A 17,690-nucleotide genomic window follows, 5' to 3' on the forward strand; every position below is an offset into this window, starting at 1 on the left:
AGACTAGCGGTATTCGAGCTTGGGATACCAGTCGGTGCCGCGCCCCTCGGGCGTCAGGTCGAGAATGGTCCACAGCGGCATCGGGTCCGGCGCGCCGCGCGGGTCCTGACCCGGGTCGGCCGTCGCGAATCCCATCTCGCCGCCCCAGAAATGGCGGATCGTGCCGTCGCGACGTGTAAACACGTTGAGCGCGGGCTCGTCGCCGCCTTCCTGCGAGATCGCGTGATAGTCGCGGCTGAAGTTGCCGTTCAGGTCCGAGTACAACGGCAGGTCTCGCCAGCCGCGTGCCTTCGTGAACGCGAGTATTTTCTGAAGCGGCGAGCGCGCGACGACTGCCATCGCCACGCGCTGCTGCACATCGGCCGCTTCGCCTTCCCAGGCGCTTAACAACGACGTGCACATCGGGCACGGACGCTCGCGCTGCGGACCGAACATATAGCTGTAGACGACGAGCGTCTGCTTGTCGCCGAAGAGCCCCGCGAAATCGACCGCGCCCTGCTCGCCTTCGAAGCGATAGTCGCCGGTCACCGCGCCGCCGGGCGGCAAGGTGCGGCGTAATGCGGCCACGCGCTCGATGGACCGGCGCAGTTCGATCTCTTGCGCAAGCAGTGCGTTGCGGGCGCGCCGGTAATCGGCGCTTTCATTCGGGAACGTCACGGTGTTGCGTTGAGCGAGTTCGACGGCGGGAACGAGGGTGGGAGTGTTCGCCATATCAGTCTCCTGTGAAAGTGCTCGATGCGGGGCTGAACGATTCAATCGCGCTCTGGCGCGCCCAGCGGAAAAAGCGGCCGGTATGGCCGCGCTTCGTCGACCGCGCGGGCGAATGAAGGCCGCGCGAGCAGCCGCTGCCGGTATGCGATCACATTTGGAAATGCGGCGCCGATCCGATGCGTCCAATCCGCATAAAACAGGGAAGGCGCGGCCGCGCAGTCGGCAAGGCTGAAGTGCTCGCCCGCGGCCCACGTGCGATTCGCCATCGTGCGGTCGAGCCATCCGTAGGCCGTGTCGAGCATCGCGCGCGCATCGGCGACGCCGCGCATATCGCGCTCGGCTTCGGGCCGCAACGCATCGAAAACGATCTTCTGCTGCGGCGTCGAGACGTAATTGTCGAAAAAGCGGTCCATGCTCCGCACTTCGATCGCGGCATCGCGATCATCGGGCACGAGCTGTACCGGGCCCGGATAGTGCAAGCCCAGATATTCGATGATGACGGTCGATTCGATGACCGTGCGGCCCTCGTCGACGAGCAGCGGAAAGCGCCTGATCGGCCATAGCGCCGCGAATTCCTCGGTCAGCTGCCGATTGTCGGGAGAAAGCTCGCGCCATTCGAACGGCGTGCCGTTCTCATAGAGCGCGACCAGAACCTTCTGGCAGTACGAAGAGAAAGGGTGGGCGTAGAGCTTGAGCGTCATCGTGCGTCACCTCCGGCGAACGTGCGTGAGTCAGGGCCTTTCGACCAGACGACGAACGAAGCCGCAGGAAATCGACACGCCGGCGAAAAATTTCGCCCCTGCCCGACACCGCTACGCGTTTCTACCTGGCCGCGCGCCGGTCCACCGCCTCCTGCAAGATCGACGCCGCCGCAGCGGCCGCGACCTCGCAACCGAGCACGATATGCTCGTCGGCCGTGTTCTCGGTGAAATCGTGACTGATGCCGCCGATGCTCGGCACGAACATCATGCAGGCGGGCAGATGCGCCGCGAGTATCTGCGCATCGTGCGCGGCGCCGCTCGGCATGCGCACCGAACGGCCGAGCGCGAGCGCGTGCGCGGCATGGGCGATGTGCTCCTGTAACGCGGCGTCCATTGACACGGGCTCGATCGCTTTGTCGAGCGCGGCAAGCACGACGCCGACCGGCCCACGCGCGTCGAACTCGCGCACGAGGGCAGCAAGCGCCGCGTCCATTGCGGCGAGACGTTCGGCGCTGCCGTCGCGAAACTGCAAATAGAGGTCCGCCTGACCGGGCACGACGCTCAGCGATCCGGGTTCGAGATCGATGCGGCCGACGGTCCACACGGTATCGGCATCGGCGAGCGCGCGAAACGCGTCGTCCATGCGCGCGATAAACGCGACGAGCGCCGCGCCCGCATCGCGGCGAATCGACATCGGCGTCGTGCCTGCGTGATTGCGCTGGCCCGTGAAGCGCACGCGCAGCTCGCGCATGCCGACGATCGTCGTGACGACGCCGATCGCATGACCGCTCGCTTCGAGCCGCCCGCCCTGCTCGATATGCGGCTCGAAACAGGCGATATGGCGCGCGCGCTCGAGATGCGCGCGCGGCCGTCCGGCGAGTCCGGCCGCGTGCAGCGCGTCGTGCAGCAACTGCCCGTCACGGTTGCGCGCGCAACGGATTGCTTCGTCGACCGATGCGTCGTGCTCGTCACCCACGAAGCTGCGGCTGCCGAGAAACCCTGAAAACGTGCCCTCTTCGTCGATCCACGATGCGACGTCGAGCGCGAGATGCCGCGTCTCGTCGCTTTCGGCGAGCGCGCGCGCGATTTCCAGACCGTAGATCACGCCGAGCGCGCCATCGAGCCAGCCGCCGGTCGGCTGCGTATCGGTATGCGAACCGATCAGCAGCGCGGGGCCGGCCTGGCGAGAGCGGCCGAACACATTGCCGACGCCGTCGATCTGCGCGTCGAGCCCGGCCTCGCTCATGCGGCCGGCAAGCCAGCGGCGCGACTCGATATCGACGGGCGACAACGCGAGCCGCACGACGCCGGGTCCAGTCGCGCCGAAGCTGCGCAGCGTGCGCAGGTCGCCGAGCAGGCGCTCGGCATTGATGGTCGGCAAAAAACTTTTCTCCTTCAATGGATCGGTTTCGACCGGTCGGTGTGCCTCGCGATCGAGCAGCGACCCGGCCGCTCAGCGCTGCTTGATAAACGCTTCGAAAGCGGCCGCGTAATCGGGATGCCAGCGCGACAGCGGCGGCCGGTTTTCGACGATATCGCCGGCCGCCCACAGAATGCGCCGTTCGTCGAGCGAGCGCGGCACGTCGTTGTCGGGACACAGAATATAGAAATCGCCGGCCGCGAGGCGCGTCATCATGAAGTCGACGGTCTGCTCCGCGGTCCATGCGCCGGCCGGCTTCTCGGTGCGATCGCGCCGCGTGAGATCGGTGAACACGAAGCCGGGAATCAGCAGATGCGCGCTGATCCTGCCGTCCGCCGTATTGCGCAACTCATGCTGCAGCGCTTCGGTGAAAGCCTTCAGGCCGGCTTTCGCGACGTTGTATGCGGGGTCGCCCGGCGGCGTCGTGATGCCCTGCTTCGAGCCCGTGTTGATGACGAGGCCGGGACGGCCGCGTTCGATCATCGCGGGCACGAACGTCTGCGTGCCGTGAATCACGCCCCACAGATTGACGCCGAGAATGCGCTGCCAGTGGTCGCCGGGACCGAACATCGTGCTGCCGATCTGAATGCCCGCGTTGTTCATCAGCACGTCGGTGCCGCCGAAGCGCTCGCGCACCGCCGTCTGCAGCCGTTGCACGTCTTCGATGCGGCTCACGTCGGTCTGCTGCGCGAAGACGTCTTCCTTGCCGTGTGCGGCGACTGCGGCGATCTGATCGACTGCGTGGGCAAGACGCTCGGCGCCGAGATCGGCGATGCACACGCGCAGCCCCAGTTGCGCGAAACGCTTTGCGGCCGCGAGGCCGATACCGGCGGCGCCGCCGGTAACGACGGCAACAGCGCCCGGGTTGAGCGCAGGGTGAATTGCCGGATTGCCTGCGGGATGAGCGGCCGCGGAATGAGCGGCGGCTTGAGTGGTGGAATCAGTCATCGGGACCTCGTTGGCGCGGGGACCGCGACACCGGTGCCGCGGTCCCGGTTCAGAAAAAGCAATGTGGCCGACGATGCTAGCACGAAGCATCGCCATGCATCGCCGCGCATTGCAGCGAATGGCCGGGCATTACGGTCATTCATGCGGGCGCACCGCTCTGCCCGCTTTCAACGAGCTTCACAAGCGTATGCAGCACGCGATTGGCCGGCGTCGCGACGCCGAGCGCCGCGCCGCGCCGCACGACATAGCCGTTCAGGTGATCGATTTCGCTGCGCCGGCCGCGCGCGAGGTCCTGCGCCGTCGACGAATACTGGCCGGCCATCGTCTCGGCAATGCGGCGCACCGCGACGTCGATATCGCCGGGAATCACGACGCGATCGGCCTGCGCCACGGCAACGCATTCGTCGACGACGTCGCGCATCACGCCGGACACGCCCTCGCGCTGCACGAGCTGACCGTACGGCAATTGCGCGAGCGCCGACATCGCGTTATATGCGCAATTGAGAATCAGCTTCGCCCACAGCGCGCCGCGCACGTTATCGGAAATCTCGGTTGGCACGCCGGCATCGATCAGCGCGCGCGCCACGGCATCGCTCGCAGGCGACGGCTCGATCACGAGCTCGCCGCGGCCGTTGTGCCTGACGTGGCCGGGCCCGGCCATTCCGGCCGCGACATAGACGACGGCCGCCGCCACTTGCTGCGTGACGTGCTCGCGCACGCGCTGCGCATTGTCGACGCCGTTTTGCAGCGACAGGACCAGCGCGTCGGCCGCGAGATGCGCACGCAGCTGCTGCGCGGCAGCTTCGGTATCGGTGGACTTCACGCAGAACAGCACGAGTTGCGCGCCCTTCGCAGCGCTCGTTTCGGTGCTCGCTTCGGCACGCACGAATTCGTCGAAGCTTTGCGTGTCGAGCCGCAAACCGTGCGCGCGAATCGCATCGACATGCTGCGCGCGGCCGATCAGCACGACATCATGGCCCGCGCGCGCGAGCATGCCGCCGTAATAGCAGCCTACGGCGCCCGCGCCCATCACGGCGACTCTCATTCTGGTCTCCTTCCCGTCGAATCCCGAAGCCGGGGCGACACGCGCTTACGCTCGCACGCCGCCCGCGGCGAAAGCCGCAACGGTAGCATAGGATGTCGCGCCCGGAACAGCGCCGCCGGAACGCCGTGCAGATCGATCGGCGCCGAGCGCGGCGCCGTGCGTCGTGCGCCCTATGCCGCGTTACTGCGTATGCATCGGTGCGGGCGGTTCCGGCGGCTCCGGCGGTTCGGGCGAGCGCGGTGAAGAAATACGCGCAGGTGCGCCAAGCCGCTCGTATTCGGCAATCAGTTGCGCCCCGAACAGCAGCAACGTGGCGAGCGCTTCGAGGCTGAACAGCACGACGATCGCGGTCGCAAGCGACCCATAGACGACATTGACCTGCGACAGCGTCGCAAAGTACCAGACCAGCACGCGCCGCGTGATCTCCCATAGCAGCGCAGCGGTTACCGCGCCCATCAGCGCGTGACGCGGCGTCGGCCGCCCGACCGGAATCACGAGATAGATGGCGGTCAGCACGAACACCTCGCCGGCGACGCCTAGCAGATACAGCACCGCACGCACCGCGCCGGTCAGCGAGATCGCGTGTCCGAACAGCACGACACCATCGGTGGCCACGGCCTGCAGACTGCTCGTGACGAGCGTGACGATCAGCACGCCGATGCCGAGCGAAAGGCTGAAACAGTAAGGAACGATCGCCGAGACGAGAAAGTGCCGGCGCCGGATGGCCACACGATGCACGAAGATGATCGACAGCGCGTTCTCGAGCACCGTGAATGCAAGCGAACTGAAAAAGATCATCGTGACGAGCAGCAGCCAGCCGACTACATTGCGATGCGCAAGGAAATTCGCGAGTTCGCTCACGATCGCACGCGATTGCCCCGGTATCAGCCACTCGAGCAGGCGCGCAAGCGAATCGAGCAGCCTCGCTTCGCCGACGAAATGCGAGAACGCAATCGCGACGAGGATCAGCAGCGGCACGATCGACAGCAGCGCGTAATACGCCACCGCACCGGCGAGCAGCAAACCCTGATTCGCACGGAACGCCTTTAACGCAATCCACACGAAACGGGCCGGATGCATGGCGACGAAGCGCAGCGCATCGTTGCGCAGCGCGTTGTGGAACGTGTTCCTCAGCGTCGTCATGATGCGCTCCCACAGTGAAGAGCCCGCGCGGCCCGTGCGCCGCGCGGCGTTTGTAAGGCTTACGCATGCCGCGATGAATCATGTTGCACGCGTTAGCGCGCTTTTTTTGCCCGCGTTTTTTGCCCGCTGTTTACGCCCTTTTTGTCCGCCCCGTGCGTGGATTATCTGGCCCGCTTTGCGCGCGGCGACGCGGCCTGCCCCGCTGTGTCGTCCGGATCGTCCTGCGGCACCGCGTCTTCGAGCGTGCGCTTTTTCGATTGATCGGCGGAAACGGGCGCCGGCTCGTCGCCGCCTTCGGCGTCGATCTGCCTGCGCGCCTTCTCCCAGTATTCTTCGGCCCGGCCATCCGGCGCACCGTCCTGTTGCCACAAGTGATATGCGCGTTCGCGGATATGTTCGTCGCTGTGCTCGTTCGCCATGGTGCTGCTCTCCGATGAGTTTTCCGTGGCCGCGCCGTCGACGCGAGCGCAACAGTGCGATCGCGCGGCGCGGGCTTGTCCGACCGCTCAGCATCCGCTATACCCAAACATGCATGACGGCCGGCATCGGACGAATCGCGGTGGCACGCAATCTGCATCGTGCGCGCCGTCCAGATTCGTGCGAATCGGCAAAACGCCGTTCGTGCCGCAATACGCGGTCGCGCGCGTCGCGCGATGCTCGACAGTCGCACTGCCGCACCCTGGCTGTCGCACCCCGCTGTCGTACCCTGACATCGCGGCCGCGCTACCTTGTTCGAACCGACACTTCATCGAGGAAAAACCATGACTCAAAGCACAAGCAAGCAAGTCAAAGCCCCGCTGCATACGCCGTCCGGTCTCTCGCAGGAAGCCGTCGCCAATGTGTCCGGCGCGCTCAATCCGCTGCTCGCCGACACGTTCGCGCTCTATCTGAAGACGAAGAATTTTCACTGGCACATGTCCGGCCCGCATTTTCGCGACTATCACCTGCTGCTCGACGAGCAGGGCGAACAGATCTTCGCGATGACCGACGATATCGCCGAACGCGTGCGCAAGATCGGCGGCACCACGTTACGCTCGATCGGCCATATCGCGAAGCTGCAGCGCGTGCGCGACAACGATCAGACTTTCGTGCCGCCGCACGAAATGCTCGCGGAACTGCGCGACGACAATCTCGCGCTGGCCGCGCATATGCGCGAAGCGCACGAAGTGTGCGACGAAGCCGGCGACGTCGCGAGCGCGAGCGAGCTGGAAAACTGGATCGACGAAGCGGAGCGCCGCGCGTGGTTCCTGTTCGAGGCAACGCGTACCGAGTAGGCCGTCGGCAAGCGATGTGCGGGACGGTACACGTACAAAGGCCCGCGAAAAAACGGGTCGCGGGCCTTTGACGTTTGCGCAGCGATGCGATCGCTGCGATTACCTGATTGCGGCGCATTGAGGGCGGCACACCGAGCGTGCCGCATTGAGCGTGCACACTGAGCGTGCACACTGAGCGCGGCGCCTCACTTGCCGGCGTTTTGCGGCGCTTTCTGATCCGCCTCGGCGACGAGCGCGGGCGCCGTCGCCGCCTGTTCGAGCTGATCGGTCGACCAGCCGCCGCCGACCGCGCGAATCAGTTGCACGTTGGCGCTCAATTGCCGCGTCTGGATCTGGATCGCCGATATTTCGGCGTCGAGCGCGGCCGTCTGCGCGGTGACGACGTCGAGATAGCCGACCGCGCCCTGCTTGTACTGCGTCAGCGCAAGCGAAAGCGCGCGTTCGGCCGCCGCGGCCGCATCCTTCTGCTGCTGCAGCGCCGTGCCGAGATCCGACAGCAGCGACAGATTGTCTTCGACCTGCTGGAACGCCGTGAGCACGACGCCGCGATAACGCGCGCCCGCTTCGCTGGTGGCTGCCTTCGCCGCTTCGAGCTGGCCGCGCCGGAAACCGCCGTCGAAAATATACTGCGCGAGCTGCGGACCGACGGCCCAGAAAAAGTTCGGCGCACTGAAGAAGCTTGCGTACGCGGAACTCTGCAGGCCGCCCTGCGCAGTCAGTGTCAGCGACGGGAAATACGCCGCGCGCGCGACGCCGATCTTCGCGTTCGCTTCGGCCACGCGCCGTTCGGCGGCGGCGATGTCGGGCCGCCGCTGCAGCAGCACCGACGGCACCCCCACGGGAATGGCCGGCAGCGGCAGATTCGCCGTCGATTCGGGCAGCGTGAACTCGGAGGCCGATGCGCCGACCAGCACCGCAATCGCATGCTCGAACAGCGCGCGCTGCGCGAGCGTCTGCGACAGTTGCGATTGCGCGGACGACAGCTGCGTCTTCGCACGTTCGACGTCGAGCCCCGCGACGATGCCGCCGCCATGCAGCGCTTCGGTCAATTGCAGCGCCTTCGTGAACGCAACGACGGTCTGACGCAGCAACGCCGTCTGCTGATCGAGCCCGCGCAACTGCACGTAACTATCGGCCAGCTGCGCCTGCAAGCTCAGCTGCACCGACGCGAGATCGGCCTGCGTCGCCAGCGCTTCGTCCTTGCCGGCCTGCACGGTATCGCGCACCTGGCCCCACAGGTCGACGTCGTAGTTGACCGCGCCGCCCAGCGTAATCGCGTTGTAGTAGTCCGGACCGCCCGAGCGCAGCGGCCGCGTCGCCGATTGCCGCTCGCGAAACAGCGACGGGTTCAGCGTCACGCTCGGATACAGATCCGCGCTGACCTGCGTGACGAATGCCTGGGCCTGCTGATAGTGCGCGTACGCCGCTTCGAGATCGGTGTTGTGTTCGAGCAGGCGCTTCTCGAGATCGCCGAGCTGCGCGTCGTCGTACATGTTCCACCAGCCGTCGCGGTTGAGCCGGTCGCCGGGCTTCGCGCTGACCCACGGTCCGGTGGTCCGGTATTGCGCGGCGACCGGCGACGGCGGCACCTTGTAGTCGGGCGCGAGCGAGCAGCCGGCAACGAGCATCGCTGCCGCAGCCGCAAGCGGCGCGGTGCGCATCACGGCGTTGACCATGTTAGCCATGAGCCGCCTTCTTGCCGCTGGCTGCTATCGCCACCTTGTCGCCTTCGGCCAGACCGTCGGGCGGCGCATCGATCACGCGATCGGTCGGCAGCAGGCCAGAACCGATCTCGACCGCGTCGCCCAGGTCGCGCGCAATCGTCACGCGCTTGTACACGACGTGGTCGCCCTGTCCGACTGTCGCGATGCGCAAACCATGACTGTCGAACAGCAGCGCGCTGGCCGGCACGCGCAACGCGTCCGGCGCGACCGGCAACTTGAACTGCACGCTCGCGAAGCCGCCCGGCAACAGCTTGCCCGCGCTGTTGTCGACGAGCAGCTGCACGAGCGTCGAGCCCGACGCTGCATTGACCGAATCGGCCGACGCGACGACCCGCGCCGGGAACTGCTCGTTCGGATACGCGGGCACCGTGAGCATCGCGATCGTGCCTTCATGCACGATCGGCGCGTAGTTCTGCGGCACCTGCACGTACACGCGCAACTGCTTGACGTCGGACACCTGGAACAGCTCCTGGCCGACGCCGCCGCTGCCCGCGTTGATCAGCGCGCCGATATCGGTATCGCGCGCGGTCACGACGCCGTCGAACGGCGCGACGATGCGCGCGAACGACTTGGTCGCGACGAGCCGGTCGAGATTGGCCTGCGCGGCGTCGACGAGCGCCTTCTTCGCCGCATAGTCGCCGTTGCGCGTATCGACGTCCTGCTGCGCGACGGCGTCGGTGCCGAGCATCGCGCGCCAGCGCTTCGCGGTCGTCTCCGCGAGATCGGCATTGGCCTTCGCCGTTTGCAGGTCCGCTTTCGCCTGAATCAGTTGCTGGTCGATTTCAGGCGTTTCGATCACGGCAAGCAGTTGCCCCGCCTTCACGTGTCCGCCGATATCGACGGACCACGACTTCAGATAGCCGGACACGCGCGCGAAGATCGGCGCGCGCGAATACGCCTGCAATTGCGACGGCAGCGTCAGCGTCGGGCCATGCGCATCCTTGACGGGCGCGACGATGCTGACGGTTTGCACCGCCTGCGCGTCGGTCCAGCTCTTCAGCTTGCGCGAGTCCGACGCGCGCACCGTGAGGCCCGCCGCAACGACGGCGACGACCAGCACGACACCGACGATGCCGGCCGTGACGAGCCGGCGGCGCGGCGGCGCACCCGCATATCTGGATTCAAAACCGGGTTCAACGGATTCAGACGACATGAGCAGGACCTCCCGAGGCGGATGCCGGGCTTGCCGCGCGTTTGTCGCGCGCGTGAATAATGCTAAACAGGATAGGAACGAAGAACAGCGAAGCGGTGGTCGCGAACAGCAGGCCGCCGATCACCGCGCGGCCGAGCGGCGCATTCTGCTCGCCGCCTTCGCCGAGCGCGAGCGCCATCGGCAACATGCCGATGATCATCGCGAGCGCGGTCATCAGCACCGGGCGAAAACGCGTGAAGCCGGCTTCGATCGCGGCCTTGACCGGATCGCCGTGCTCCGCGAGCCGCTCGCGGCAAAAGCTCACCACCAGAATCGAGTTCGCGGTCGCGACGCCCATGCACATGATCGCGCCGGTCAGCGCCGGCACCGACAACGTGGTGTGCGTCGCGAACAGCATCCAGACAATGCCGGCCAATGCCGCCGGCAGCGCGGAGACGATCACGAACGGGTCGGACCACGACTGGAAGTTCACGACAATCAGCAGGTAGATCAGCACGACCGCACCGAGCAGGCCGAACAGCATGCCGCCGAACGCGGCGTTCATCGTTTGCACCTGGCCGAGCAGCGCGACGTTCGAGCCCTTCGGCAGCTCCTTCGCATGGCGCGCGACGATCTTCTGGATGTCGGAAGCGACCGCGCCGAGATCGCGATCCTGAGTCGCCGCGAAGATTTCGACCATCGGCACGATGTTGTACTGGCTCACGACCGAACTCGTCGCGGTGCGATCGAAGGTCGCGAGGCCGCCCAGCACCTGCGCGTTGAGCGGCGAACCGGCCGTGATCGGAATATTGCGCAGCGCGGACAGCGAATCGAGCGTGTACTGCGGCGTTTGCATCACGATCGGGTACGACACGCCGTTCGCGCTGTTGAGCCAGAACACCGGCGCGACCTGGCTCGAACCGGCGAGGTTCACCACGAGGCTGTTCGTCACGTCGCGCTCGGTGATGTTGAGCAGTTGCGCGCGCGTGCGGTCGACGTTCACGTTGAACGTCGGAATCTGCCGCGACTGCTGGATGCGCGCGTCGACGACGCCCGGCACCTCGCGGATATCGCGCAGCACCGCGTCCACATACGCAAAGTTGCCGTTCAGGTTATTGCCGCGCACCTGCAGATCGATCGGCGCCGGCGAGCCGAAGTTCAGGATCTGGCTGATGATGTCCGCCGGCGGGAACGAGAACGTCTCGCCCGGAAAGCGGCGCGGGAGCTCTTCGCGCATCCGGCGCACATAGTCGGCGGTCGGCGCGTGGCCTTCCTTCAGCTCGATCTGGATGTCGCCGTCCTGCGAACCGATCGTGCCCGTGTTGTTGTACGCCGTGTTGATACCGCTGACCGGCTGCCCGATATTGTCGACGACGGTGCCGAGCTCGTTCGGCGGCACGATCGTGCGTACCGCGTTCTCGATATTCGCGAAGATTTCCGAGGTCCGTTCGACACGCGTGCCGACCGGTGCGCGCACGTGCATCAGGATCTGCCCGGCATCGACAGCCGGGAAGAAGTTGCGGCCGAGAAACGGCACGAGCGCGAACGACACCAGCACGAAGCCGAGAAAGCCGGTCAGGAACACCTTGCGATGATCGAGGGCGAGCGTGAGCAGACCGCGATAGACCACCCGGGTGCGCTCGAAACGCGCTTCGAAGCCTTTCTGGAAGCGCACGAGCGGGTTGCGCGACGGCGGCTTGTGCGCGTCCCCTTCGTGGCCGGCGTCGTGCGGCTTCAGCAGGAAGTTCGCCATGGTCGGCACGAGCGTGCGCGACAGGATGAACGACGACACCATCGCGAAGATCACGGCCTCGGCCATCGGCACGAACAGGAAGCGCGCGACGCCGCTCAGGAAGAACATCGGCACGAACACGATGCAAATGCACAGCAGCGAGACGAACGCCGGCGTCACGATCTGCGCGGCGCCGTCGAGAATCGCGTCTTCGACGGGCTTGCCGTGCTCGAGGTGCCAGTTGATGTTCTCGATGGTCACGGTTGCGTCGTCGACCAGAATACCGACCGCGAGCGCAAGCCCGCCGAGCGTCATGATGTTGAGCGTCTCGCCGAGCGCCGACAGCGCGATGATCGAACCGAGAATGGCAAGCGGAATCGACGTCGCGATGATGACCGTCGAGCGCCAGCTGCCGAGGAACAGCAGAATCATCAGGCTCGTCAGCACGGCGGCGATCACCGCTTCGCGCGCCACGCCGCTCACGGCCGCGCGCACGAACAGCGACTGGTCGCCGATCGGGTCGATCTGCAGGTTGTCGGGCAGCGCCGCGCGCGCATCGGCGACGTGCTGCTTGATGCCGGAAATGATCGCGAGCGTCGACACCGAGCCGTTCTTCAGCACCGACATCAGCACCGAGCGGTGGCCGTTCACGTGCACGATGTTGGTTTGCGGGGGTGCGCCGTCGCGCACGTTCGCGACGTCGCGGATATACACGGTGGTGCCGTTTACCGCCTTGACCGGCAGGTCGCCGAGATCGTGAATCAGCGACGGCGCGTTGTTCAGCTGCAGCACGTATTCGTGGTCGCCCATCTTCGCGGTGCCGACCGGCGTGGTCAGGTTCTGCGTCGCGAGCGCGTTGGCGACGTCCTGCGCGGACAGTCCGCGCGCCTGCAGCTTCGCCGGATCGACGTCGATCTGCACCTGACGCGTCTTGCCGCCAAACGGATACGGAACCGCCGCGCCCGCCACCGTCACCAGTTGCGGCCGCAACTGGTTCAAACCGAGGTCGCCGAGATTCTGCTCGGACAGCCCCTTGCCCGATAGCGCAAGCTGGATGATCGGCACCGTCGACGCGTTGTAGTTCAGGATCAGCGGCGGCGTGGTCGCGGGCGGCAACTGCTTCAGCTGCGTCTGCGCGACGGCGGTGACCTGCGCGTTCGCCGTCGCGATGTTCACGCCGGGCTGGAAGAACACCTTGATCACCGCGAAGCCGTTGATCGACTGCGCCTCGATGTGCTCGACGTCGTTCACCGTCGTGGTAATCGTGCGTTCGAACGTCGACGTGATGCGGCCGGCCATCTGGTCCGGCGGCAGGCCCGTGTACTGCCACACGATACTGATCACCGGAATGCGGATGTCGGGAAAGATGTCGGTTGGCGTCTTCAGCGCGGACAGCGGCCCGATGATGAAGATGACGATCGCCAGCACGACGAAGGTGTATGGCCGTCGAAGGGCAATACGTACCAGGCCGAGCATGAGTATTCCTGGGTAGAACGGTTACAGGGAAAAGCACCTGATATTCGCCGCCGCGACACCGCAAAACATACAGCCGCGCCGCACGTTAACCGCTGCGGCGCGCATGAAATCGGTGTCGGCATGGCCATCGCCGCGTACGGCGGCGGCTGGTGGAGGCGCGGGGTGGTTCGCTTCACTTCTTCGAAAGGACCGCGAGCGAGGTCCGATCGCAGTCTCGCTACAGGTTAACAGACCGGCGATAAGTCCTTTCTGAATCCTTTCAAAAAACATAAACCAGGCATTACGAAGATCGTGCAACGCCAATATGCACTGCGTTCGCGACGCATATCGACCGACCAAGCGGGAATTTACACAAACGCTGAATAGTTTGCAGGCCCGCACGCGCCGCTTCTGCACTGCGAAAGATGCTACTGCAACCCTATTTCGCGCGTGCGCGATCTCGCCGCAATGCCGCTGCAACGGCCCGAATCGCCATTGAAACAGGCGTTTGCGGATGCTGCGCGCGCCTTGCATGGGCAGCCACTATGCGCATCCCGGGCAACACAGTTTTTTTTATTACCGTTTATTTTTTGCCCCCGTCAACGCCTGCCGCCACCCGCCAGGCGCCCGTCGCGCCTCGTCGTGAGTCTGTATGGCCTGATCCATATAAATGAAATAGAAAAATCAAGAAAGGATTTAGAAAAGTTTGCGCCTCACAACCTTAATAAGCCGGTGTTTCAATTCGCGCTGTTTCATCTGGAGCGGTCTGCAGGCCTGCGGCTGTACCAACCAGCAACCACAAAGAATCCCGGTTCACACCACGCGCGAGACGGGTGAACTGGAACAGCGACGTTGAAAATTGGAGCCCCCCTTCTATGTTTCGCAAAGCGATCCTACCCATGGCGTTAGCAGCAGCGCTGCTGACGCTTGCCGCGTGCGGCGACGACGACAACAACAATCCGTCGACGCCGGTCGCCTCGGTCAGCCCGCAGGACGCACTGCAGACGGCCACGCCGATCAAGCACCTCGTCGTGATCTACGGTGAGAACGTTTCGTTCGATCACTACTTCGCCACGTACCCGAACGATCTCGCAACCGGCAACAACGAGCCGACGTTCACGCCTGCCGCGAATACGCAGACCGATATCAACACGTTGCAGCACGCTGGCCTGCTCGCACCGAACAACCCGAACGGCGCTGCCACGTCGCCGAACGTCGCGAATGCGACGGTCAACGGGGTCGCGACCACGCCGCCGAACATCAACAGTGTCGCGCTGACCACCACGTCGTCGCAGCCGTTCCGCCTCGACCGCACGCAAGCGAACACGAAGAGCCAGAACCACAGCTACGGTCCGGAACAGCTCGCGGACGACGGCGACAAGATGGATGCATTCCCGCTCTTCACGTCGGCCAACAGCGTCGTCACGGGCAGCACGGGCGCATTCGGTTCGGCCGCGCAGGTGCTCGGCTACTTCGACGGCAACACGGTCACCGCTTACTGGAACTATGCGCAGAACTTCGCGATGAGCGATAACGCGTGGACCGACACGTTCGGTCCGTCGACGCCGGGCGCGGTCGAAGTCGTGTCCGGCCAGAACAACGGCGTGCAGATGTTCACGACCACGGCTCAGGCTACGTCGCCGACCTCGACGGTCCTCGGCACGGCGAACACCGCGGCCACCTCGCCGAGCGGCAACGCGATCCCCGATGGCCAGGGCGGCTTCACGCTGATCGGCGACCTCGACCCGGCGGGCGACGTCTGTACGAACCAGCTCGATAAGCCGGGCACGGTCGTGATGCAATACGCGCCGCAGGTCAAGAACATCGGCGACCTGCTGAACGCGAAGAACATCACGTGGGGCGGCTTCATGGGCGGCTTCGACCTGACGGCCACGAACCCGAACGGCACGACCGGCTGTAACCGCACGACGTTCTCGTCGGTGCTCAACTCCGCACCGAACGACTACGTGCAGCACCACGCATGGTTCCAGTACTTCCCGTCGACCGCGAACCTGACGCACCAGCGTCCGACGTCGACGGCGATGATCGGCCAGACCGAGCCGACGCTCGATAACACGGCAACGCCGGTTCACCATCAGTACGACGTCAACGACTTCTTCAACGCGGTCACGGCAGGCAACTTCCCGTCGGTCAGCTTCGTGAAGGCGCCGGCGATCGGCGACGGTCACCCGGGCAACTCCGATCCGCTCGACGAGCAGGCGTTCGTCACCAAGGTCGTGAACTTCCTCGAGCAGCAGCCGGACTGGAAGAGCACGGCGGTCGTCATCGCCTACGACGACTCGGACGGCTGGTATGACCACCAGGCGCCGACGATCGTGAACTCGTCGTTCGATACCACGCTGCAAATCACGGCAAGCAACAGCCCGTCGAAGCCGGTGTTCCAGGGCGCCGACCAGCTGACCGGTGCCGGCCGCTGCGACGGTCCGAACTCGAAGCAGCCGGCTGGCGTGAATGGCGGTGTCGTGAACGGCCGTTGCGGCCCGGGCACGCGCACGCCGTTCATCGTGATCTCGCCGTGGGCGAAGGCCAACTTCGTCGACCACACGCAGATCACGCAAGCGTCGGTCGTGAAGTTCATCGAAGACAACTGGCTCGGCGGCCAACGCCTTGGCGGCGGCTCGTTCGATGCGACCGCGGGCGACATCCGCAACATGCTGAACACGACGGGTACGACGCCGACGGTGTTCCTCGATCCGACCTTCGGCACGAAGCTCGCCGCGGCGCCGACGAACTGAGCGGCAGTGTGAATGACAGACGCATCATGTCCCGCGCGGTGCGCCGCGCCGCGAGCGGTCTCCCGCGAAGCGCGGCGTAGCGGGACACGCGTCAAGCCGTAACCGGTGTCGAGCCAGTGCGTAATCCGCGCTGGCTCGACATTTTTTTGCCTTATCCCTCGTTGCCCATATCGCCATGAGTCTTCCGAACACCCTGCCGCCCATCATGCCCGCCGGTAACGATTCGAACCGCGGCGCCGCGAAGCACCCGGTCAAGCGTATCGTCGGCTGGACGCTCGCCGTCGTCGTCGCGGGATGCGCCGCCTTCGCCGCATACGCCGCGATCTATCCCGAGCGGATGCCGCCTGCAATCGGCACGATCGTCGAAGACTTCACCGGCGCGAATCCGCAACCGGTCCATCTGATGCTGCCGCCGCAGCAACCGTTGAGCGCCGTCGCACAACTGGGCCGGCAGATTTTCTTCGACACGTCGTTGTCCGCATCGGGCAAGCAGTCGTGCGCGTCGTGCCATAGCCCCGAGCATGCTTACGGCCCGGCGAACGATCTCTCGGTGCAGCTCGGCGGCCCGCATATGACCGATGCCGGGTATCGTCCACCGCCTTCCCTGACCTACCTCTATCGCCAGGCGCCGTTCAGTATCGGCCCGGACCAGGGCGACATGGATGCGGCGCCGGTCAGCCTTCAGCAACTCGCGTCCGCGGCCTCCGGCGTGCAGCGCGCCGTCAAGACTGCGGGCGTCGCGCCCGCCGCGCCCGCGATGGTGCCGCAAGGCGGCCTCTTCTGGGACGGTCGCGCGAGCACGCTGCAGGATCAGGCGATCGGACCGATGCTGAACCCCGTCGAAATGGCCAATAGCAGCGTCGCCGACGTCGCTCGCAAGCTGACGGGCACGAAGTATCTCGACCAGTTCAGGAAGCTGTTCGGCGATTCGATCGCGAACCGCCCGGACCTGCTCGTCGAAGAAGCGATGTTCGCCGTGGGCCGCTATCAGTACGAAGACCCGTCGTTCCACGCGTTCACCAGCAAGTACGATTACTGGCTGCAGGGCAAGGCGCGCCTCACGCAAGCGGAACTGCACGGCATGCGTCTTTTCAACGATCCGGACAAGGCGAACTGCGCGGGCTGCCACCTGAGCAAGCCGACTCGCGACGGTCTGCCGCCGCTTTTCACCGATACGCAATACGAAGCGCTCGGCGTGCCGCGCAATCGCGATCTCGCGATCAACAAGGATCCGAAGTTCTACGACATGGGCGTGTGCGGCCCGTTCCGCGACGATGTGAAGGACCTCACGCAGTATTGCGGCATGTTCCTCACGCCGACGCTGCGCAATGTCGCGACGCGCCACGTGTTCTTCCACAATGGCGTCTATCACGACCTCCAGCACGTGATGGACTTCTATAACCTGCGCAACACGAGTCCGGACAGGATTTATCCGCACGACGCGTCGGGCAAGGTCGAGAAGTACGACGATCTGCCGGCGAAATATCAGGCGAATATCGACGTCGCCGACGCGCCGTTCGATCGCAAGCCCGGCGACAAGCCGCCGATGACCGACGGCGAGATCCGCGACATCATCGCGTTCCTGAATACGCTGACCGACGGTTACAAGCCTTCGGGCAACTGATCTGCCGATCGGTCGTCGCGCCGCA

At 65.3% G+C, this 17,690-nt stretch carries 14 protein-coding genes; 4 read left to right on the forward strand and 10 right to left on the reverse strand.

All coding sequences use genetic code 11. From position 1 onward, the window contains the following. Window positions 1-3: 3 nt before the first annotated feature. The 7 genes from BTO02_RS16490 to BTO02_RS16520 all read right to left on the reverse strand — a co-directional run bounded on the left by BTO02_RS16490 (window position 4) and on the right by BTO02_RS16520 (window position 6,387). On the reverse strand, window positions 4-711 hold the full coding sequence (locus BTO02_RS16490) for a DUF899 family protein (RefSeq protein ID WP_075157934.1): 708 nt from the start codon (window positions 709-711) through the stop codon (window positions 4-6). A gap of 41 nt (window positions 712-752) precedes the next feature. Then, entirely contained in the window at window positions 753-1,412 is a 660-nt protein-coding gene (locus BTO02_RS16495) for a glutathione S-transferase family protein (RefSeq protein WP_075157935.1), read from the reverse strand. Between the two features lie 121 nt (window positions 1,413-1,533). Then, window positions 1,534-2,793 (reverse strand): Zn-dependent hydrolase, encoded by a 1,260-nt coding sequence (locus tag BTO02_RS16500; RefSeq protein ID WP_075158937.1) that lies wholly within the window; start codon window positions 2,791-2,793, stop codon window positions 1,534-1,536. Between the two features lie 72 nt (window positions 2,794-2,865). Then, on the reverse strand, window positions 2,866-3,780 hold the full coding sequence (locus BTO02_RS16505; protein ID WP_083615153.1) for an SDR family NAD(P)-dependent oxidoreductase: 915 nt from the start codon (window positions 3,778-3,780) through the stop codon (window positions 2,866-2,868). Between the two features lie 139 nt (window positions 3,781-3,919). After that, window positions 3,920-4,825, reverse strand: coding sequence for a ketopantoate reductase family protein (locus BTO02_RS16510; RefSeq protein ID WP_075157936.1), 906 nt, complete (start codon window positions 4,823-4,825; stop codon window positions 3,920-3,922). Window positions 4,826-5,005: 180 nt separating this feature from the next. After that, window positions 5,006-5,968: a YihY/virulence factor BrkB family protein gene (locus BTO02_RS16515; RefSeq protein ID WP_075157937.1), complete on the reverse strand. Its 963-nt coding sequence runs from the start codon at window positions 5,966-5,968 to the stop codon at window positions 5,006-5,008. 161 nt (window positions 5,969-6,129) lie between these two features. Further along, window positions 6,130-6,387, reverse strand: coding sequence for a DUF2934 domain-containing protein (locus BTO02_RS16520; RefSeq protein ID WP_075157938.1), 258 nt, complete (start codon window positions 6,385-6,387; stop codon window positions 6,130-6,132). 342 nt (window positions 6,388-6,729) lie between these two features. Between BTO02_RS16520 and BTO02_RS16530 the strand changes: the two genes are divergently transcribed. After that, window positions 6,730-7,242 carry a Dps family protein gene (locus tag BTO02_RS16530; RefSeq protein WP_075157940.1) on the forward strand — a complete coding sequence of 171 codons (513 nt, stop codon included), beginning with the start codon at window positions 6,730-6,732 and terminating at the stop codon, window positions 7,240-7,242. Between the two features lie 185 nt (window positions 7,243-7,427). Here BTO02_RS16530 and BTO02_RS16535 read toward each other — a convergent pair whose 3' ends face one another. Genes BTO02_RS16535 through BTO02_RS16545 form a run of 3 tightly spaced genes read right to left on the reverse strand, consistent with a single transcriptional unit; the run spans window position 7,428 to window position 13,306 of the window. Beyond that, window positions 7,428-8,918, reverse strand: a complete 1,491-nt coding sequence (locus BTO02_RS16535; RefSeq protein ID WP_083615154.1) for an efflux transporter outer membrane subunit — start codon at window positions 8,916-8,918, stop codon at window positions 7,428-7,430. A 1-nt stretch (window position 8,919) separates the two neighbouring features. After that, complete coding sequence (locus tag BTO02_RS16540; RefSeq protein ID WP_075157942.1) at window positions 8,920-10,119, reverse strand: efflux RND transporter periplasmic adaptor subunit; 1,200 nt, start codon at window positions 10,117-10,119, stop codon at window positions 8,920-8,922. Then, on the reverse strand, window positions 10,109-13,306 hold the full coding sequence (locus BTO02_RS16545; RefSeq protein WP_075157943.1) for an efflux RND transporter permease subunit: 3,198 nt from the start codon (window positions 13,304-13,306) through the stop codon (window positions 10,109-10,111). The genes BTO02_RS16540 and BTO02_RS16545 overlap by 11 nt, the downstream gene beginning before the upstream one ends. A gap of 429 nt (window positions 13,307-13,735) precedes the next feature. Here BTO02_RS16545 and BTO02_RS34350 point away from each other — a divergent pair, with 429 nt between their 5' ends. From BTO02_RS34350 to BTO02_RS16555, 3 genes are all read left to right on the forward strand, one after another. Then, window positions 13,736-14,122: a hypothetical protein gene (locus BTO02_RS34350; RefSeq protein ID WP_156883844.1), complete on the forward strand. Its 387-nt coding sequence runs from the start codon at window positions 13,736-13,738 to the stop codon at window positions 14,120-14,122. A 38-nt stretch (window positions 14,123-14,160) separates the two neighbouring features. Next, the gene (locus BTO02_RS16550) at window positions 14,161-16,041 is read left to right on the forward strand and encodes a phospholipase C (protein WP_075157944.1); all 1,881 of its coding nucleotides are present in this window, start codon (window positions 14,161-14,163) and stop codon (window positions 16,039-16,041) included. Between the two features lie 175 nt (window positions 16,042-16,216). Further along, window positions 16,217-17,665 carry a cytochrome-c peroxidase gene (locus tag BTO02_RS16555; RefSeq protein ID WP_075157945.1) on the forward strand — a complete coding sequence of 483 codons (1,449 nt, stop codon included), beginning with the start codon at window positions 16,217-16,219 and terminating at the stop codon, window positions 17,663-17,665. Window positions 17,666-17,690 lie beyond the last annotated feature (25 nt).

This window comes from Paraburkholderia sp. SOS3 (genome assembly GCF_001922345.1).
Classification (GTDB): domain Bacteria; phylum Pseudomonadota; class Gammaproteobacteria; order Burkholderiales; family Burkholderiaceae; genus Paraburkholderia.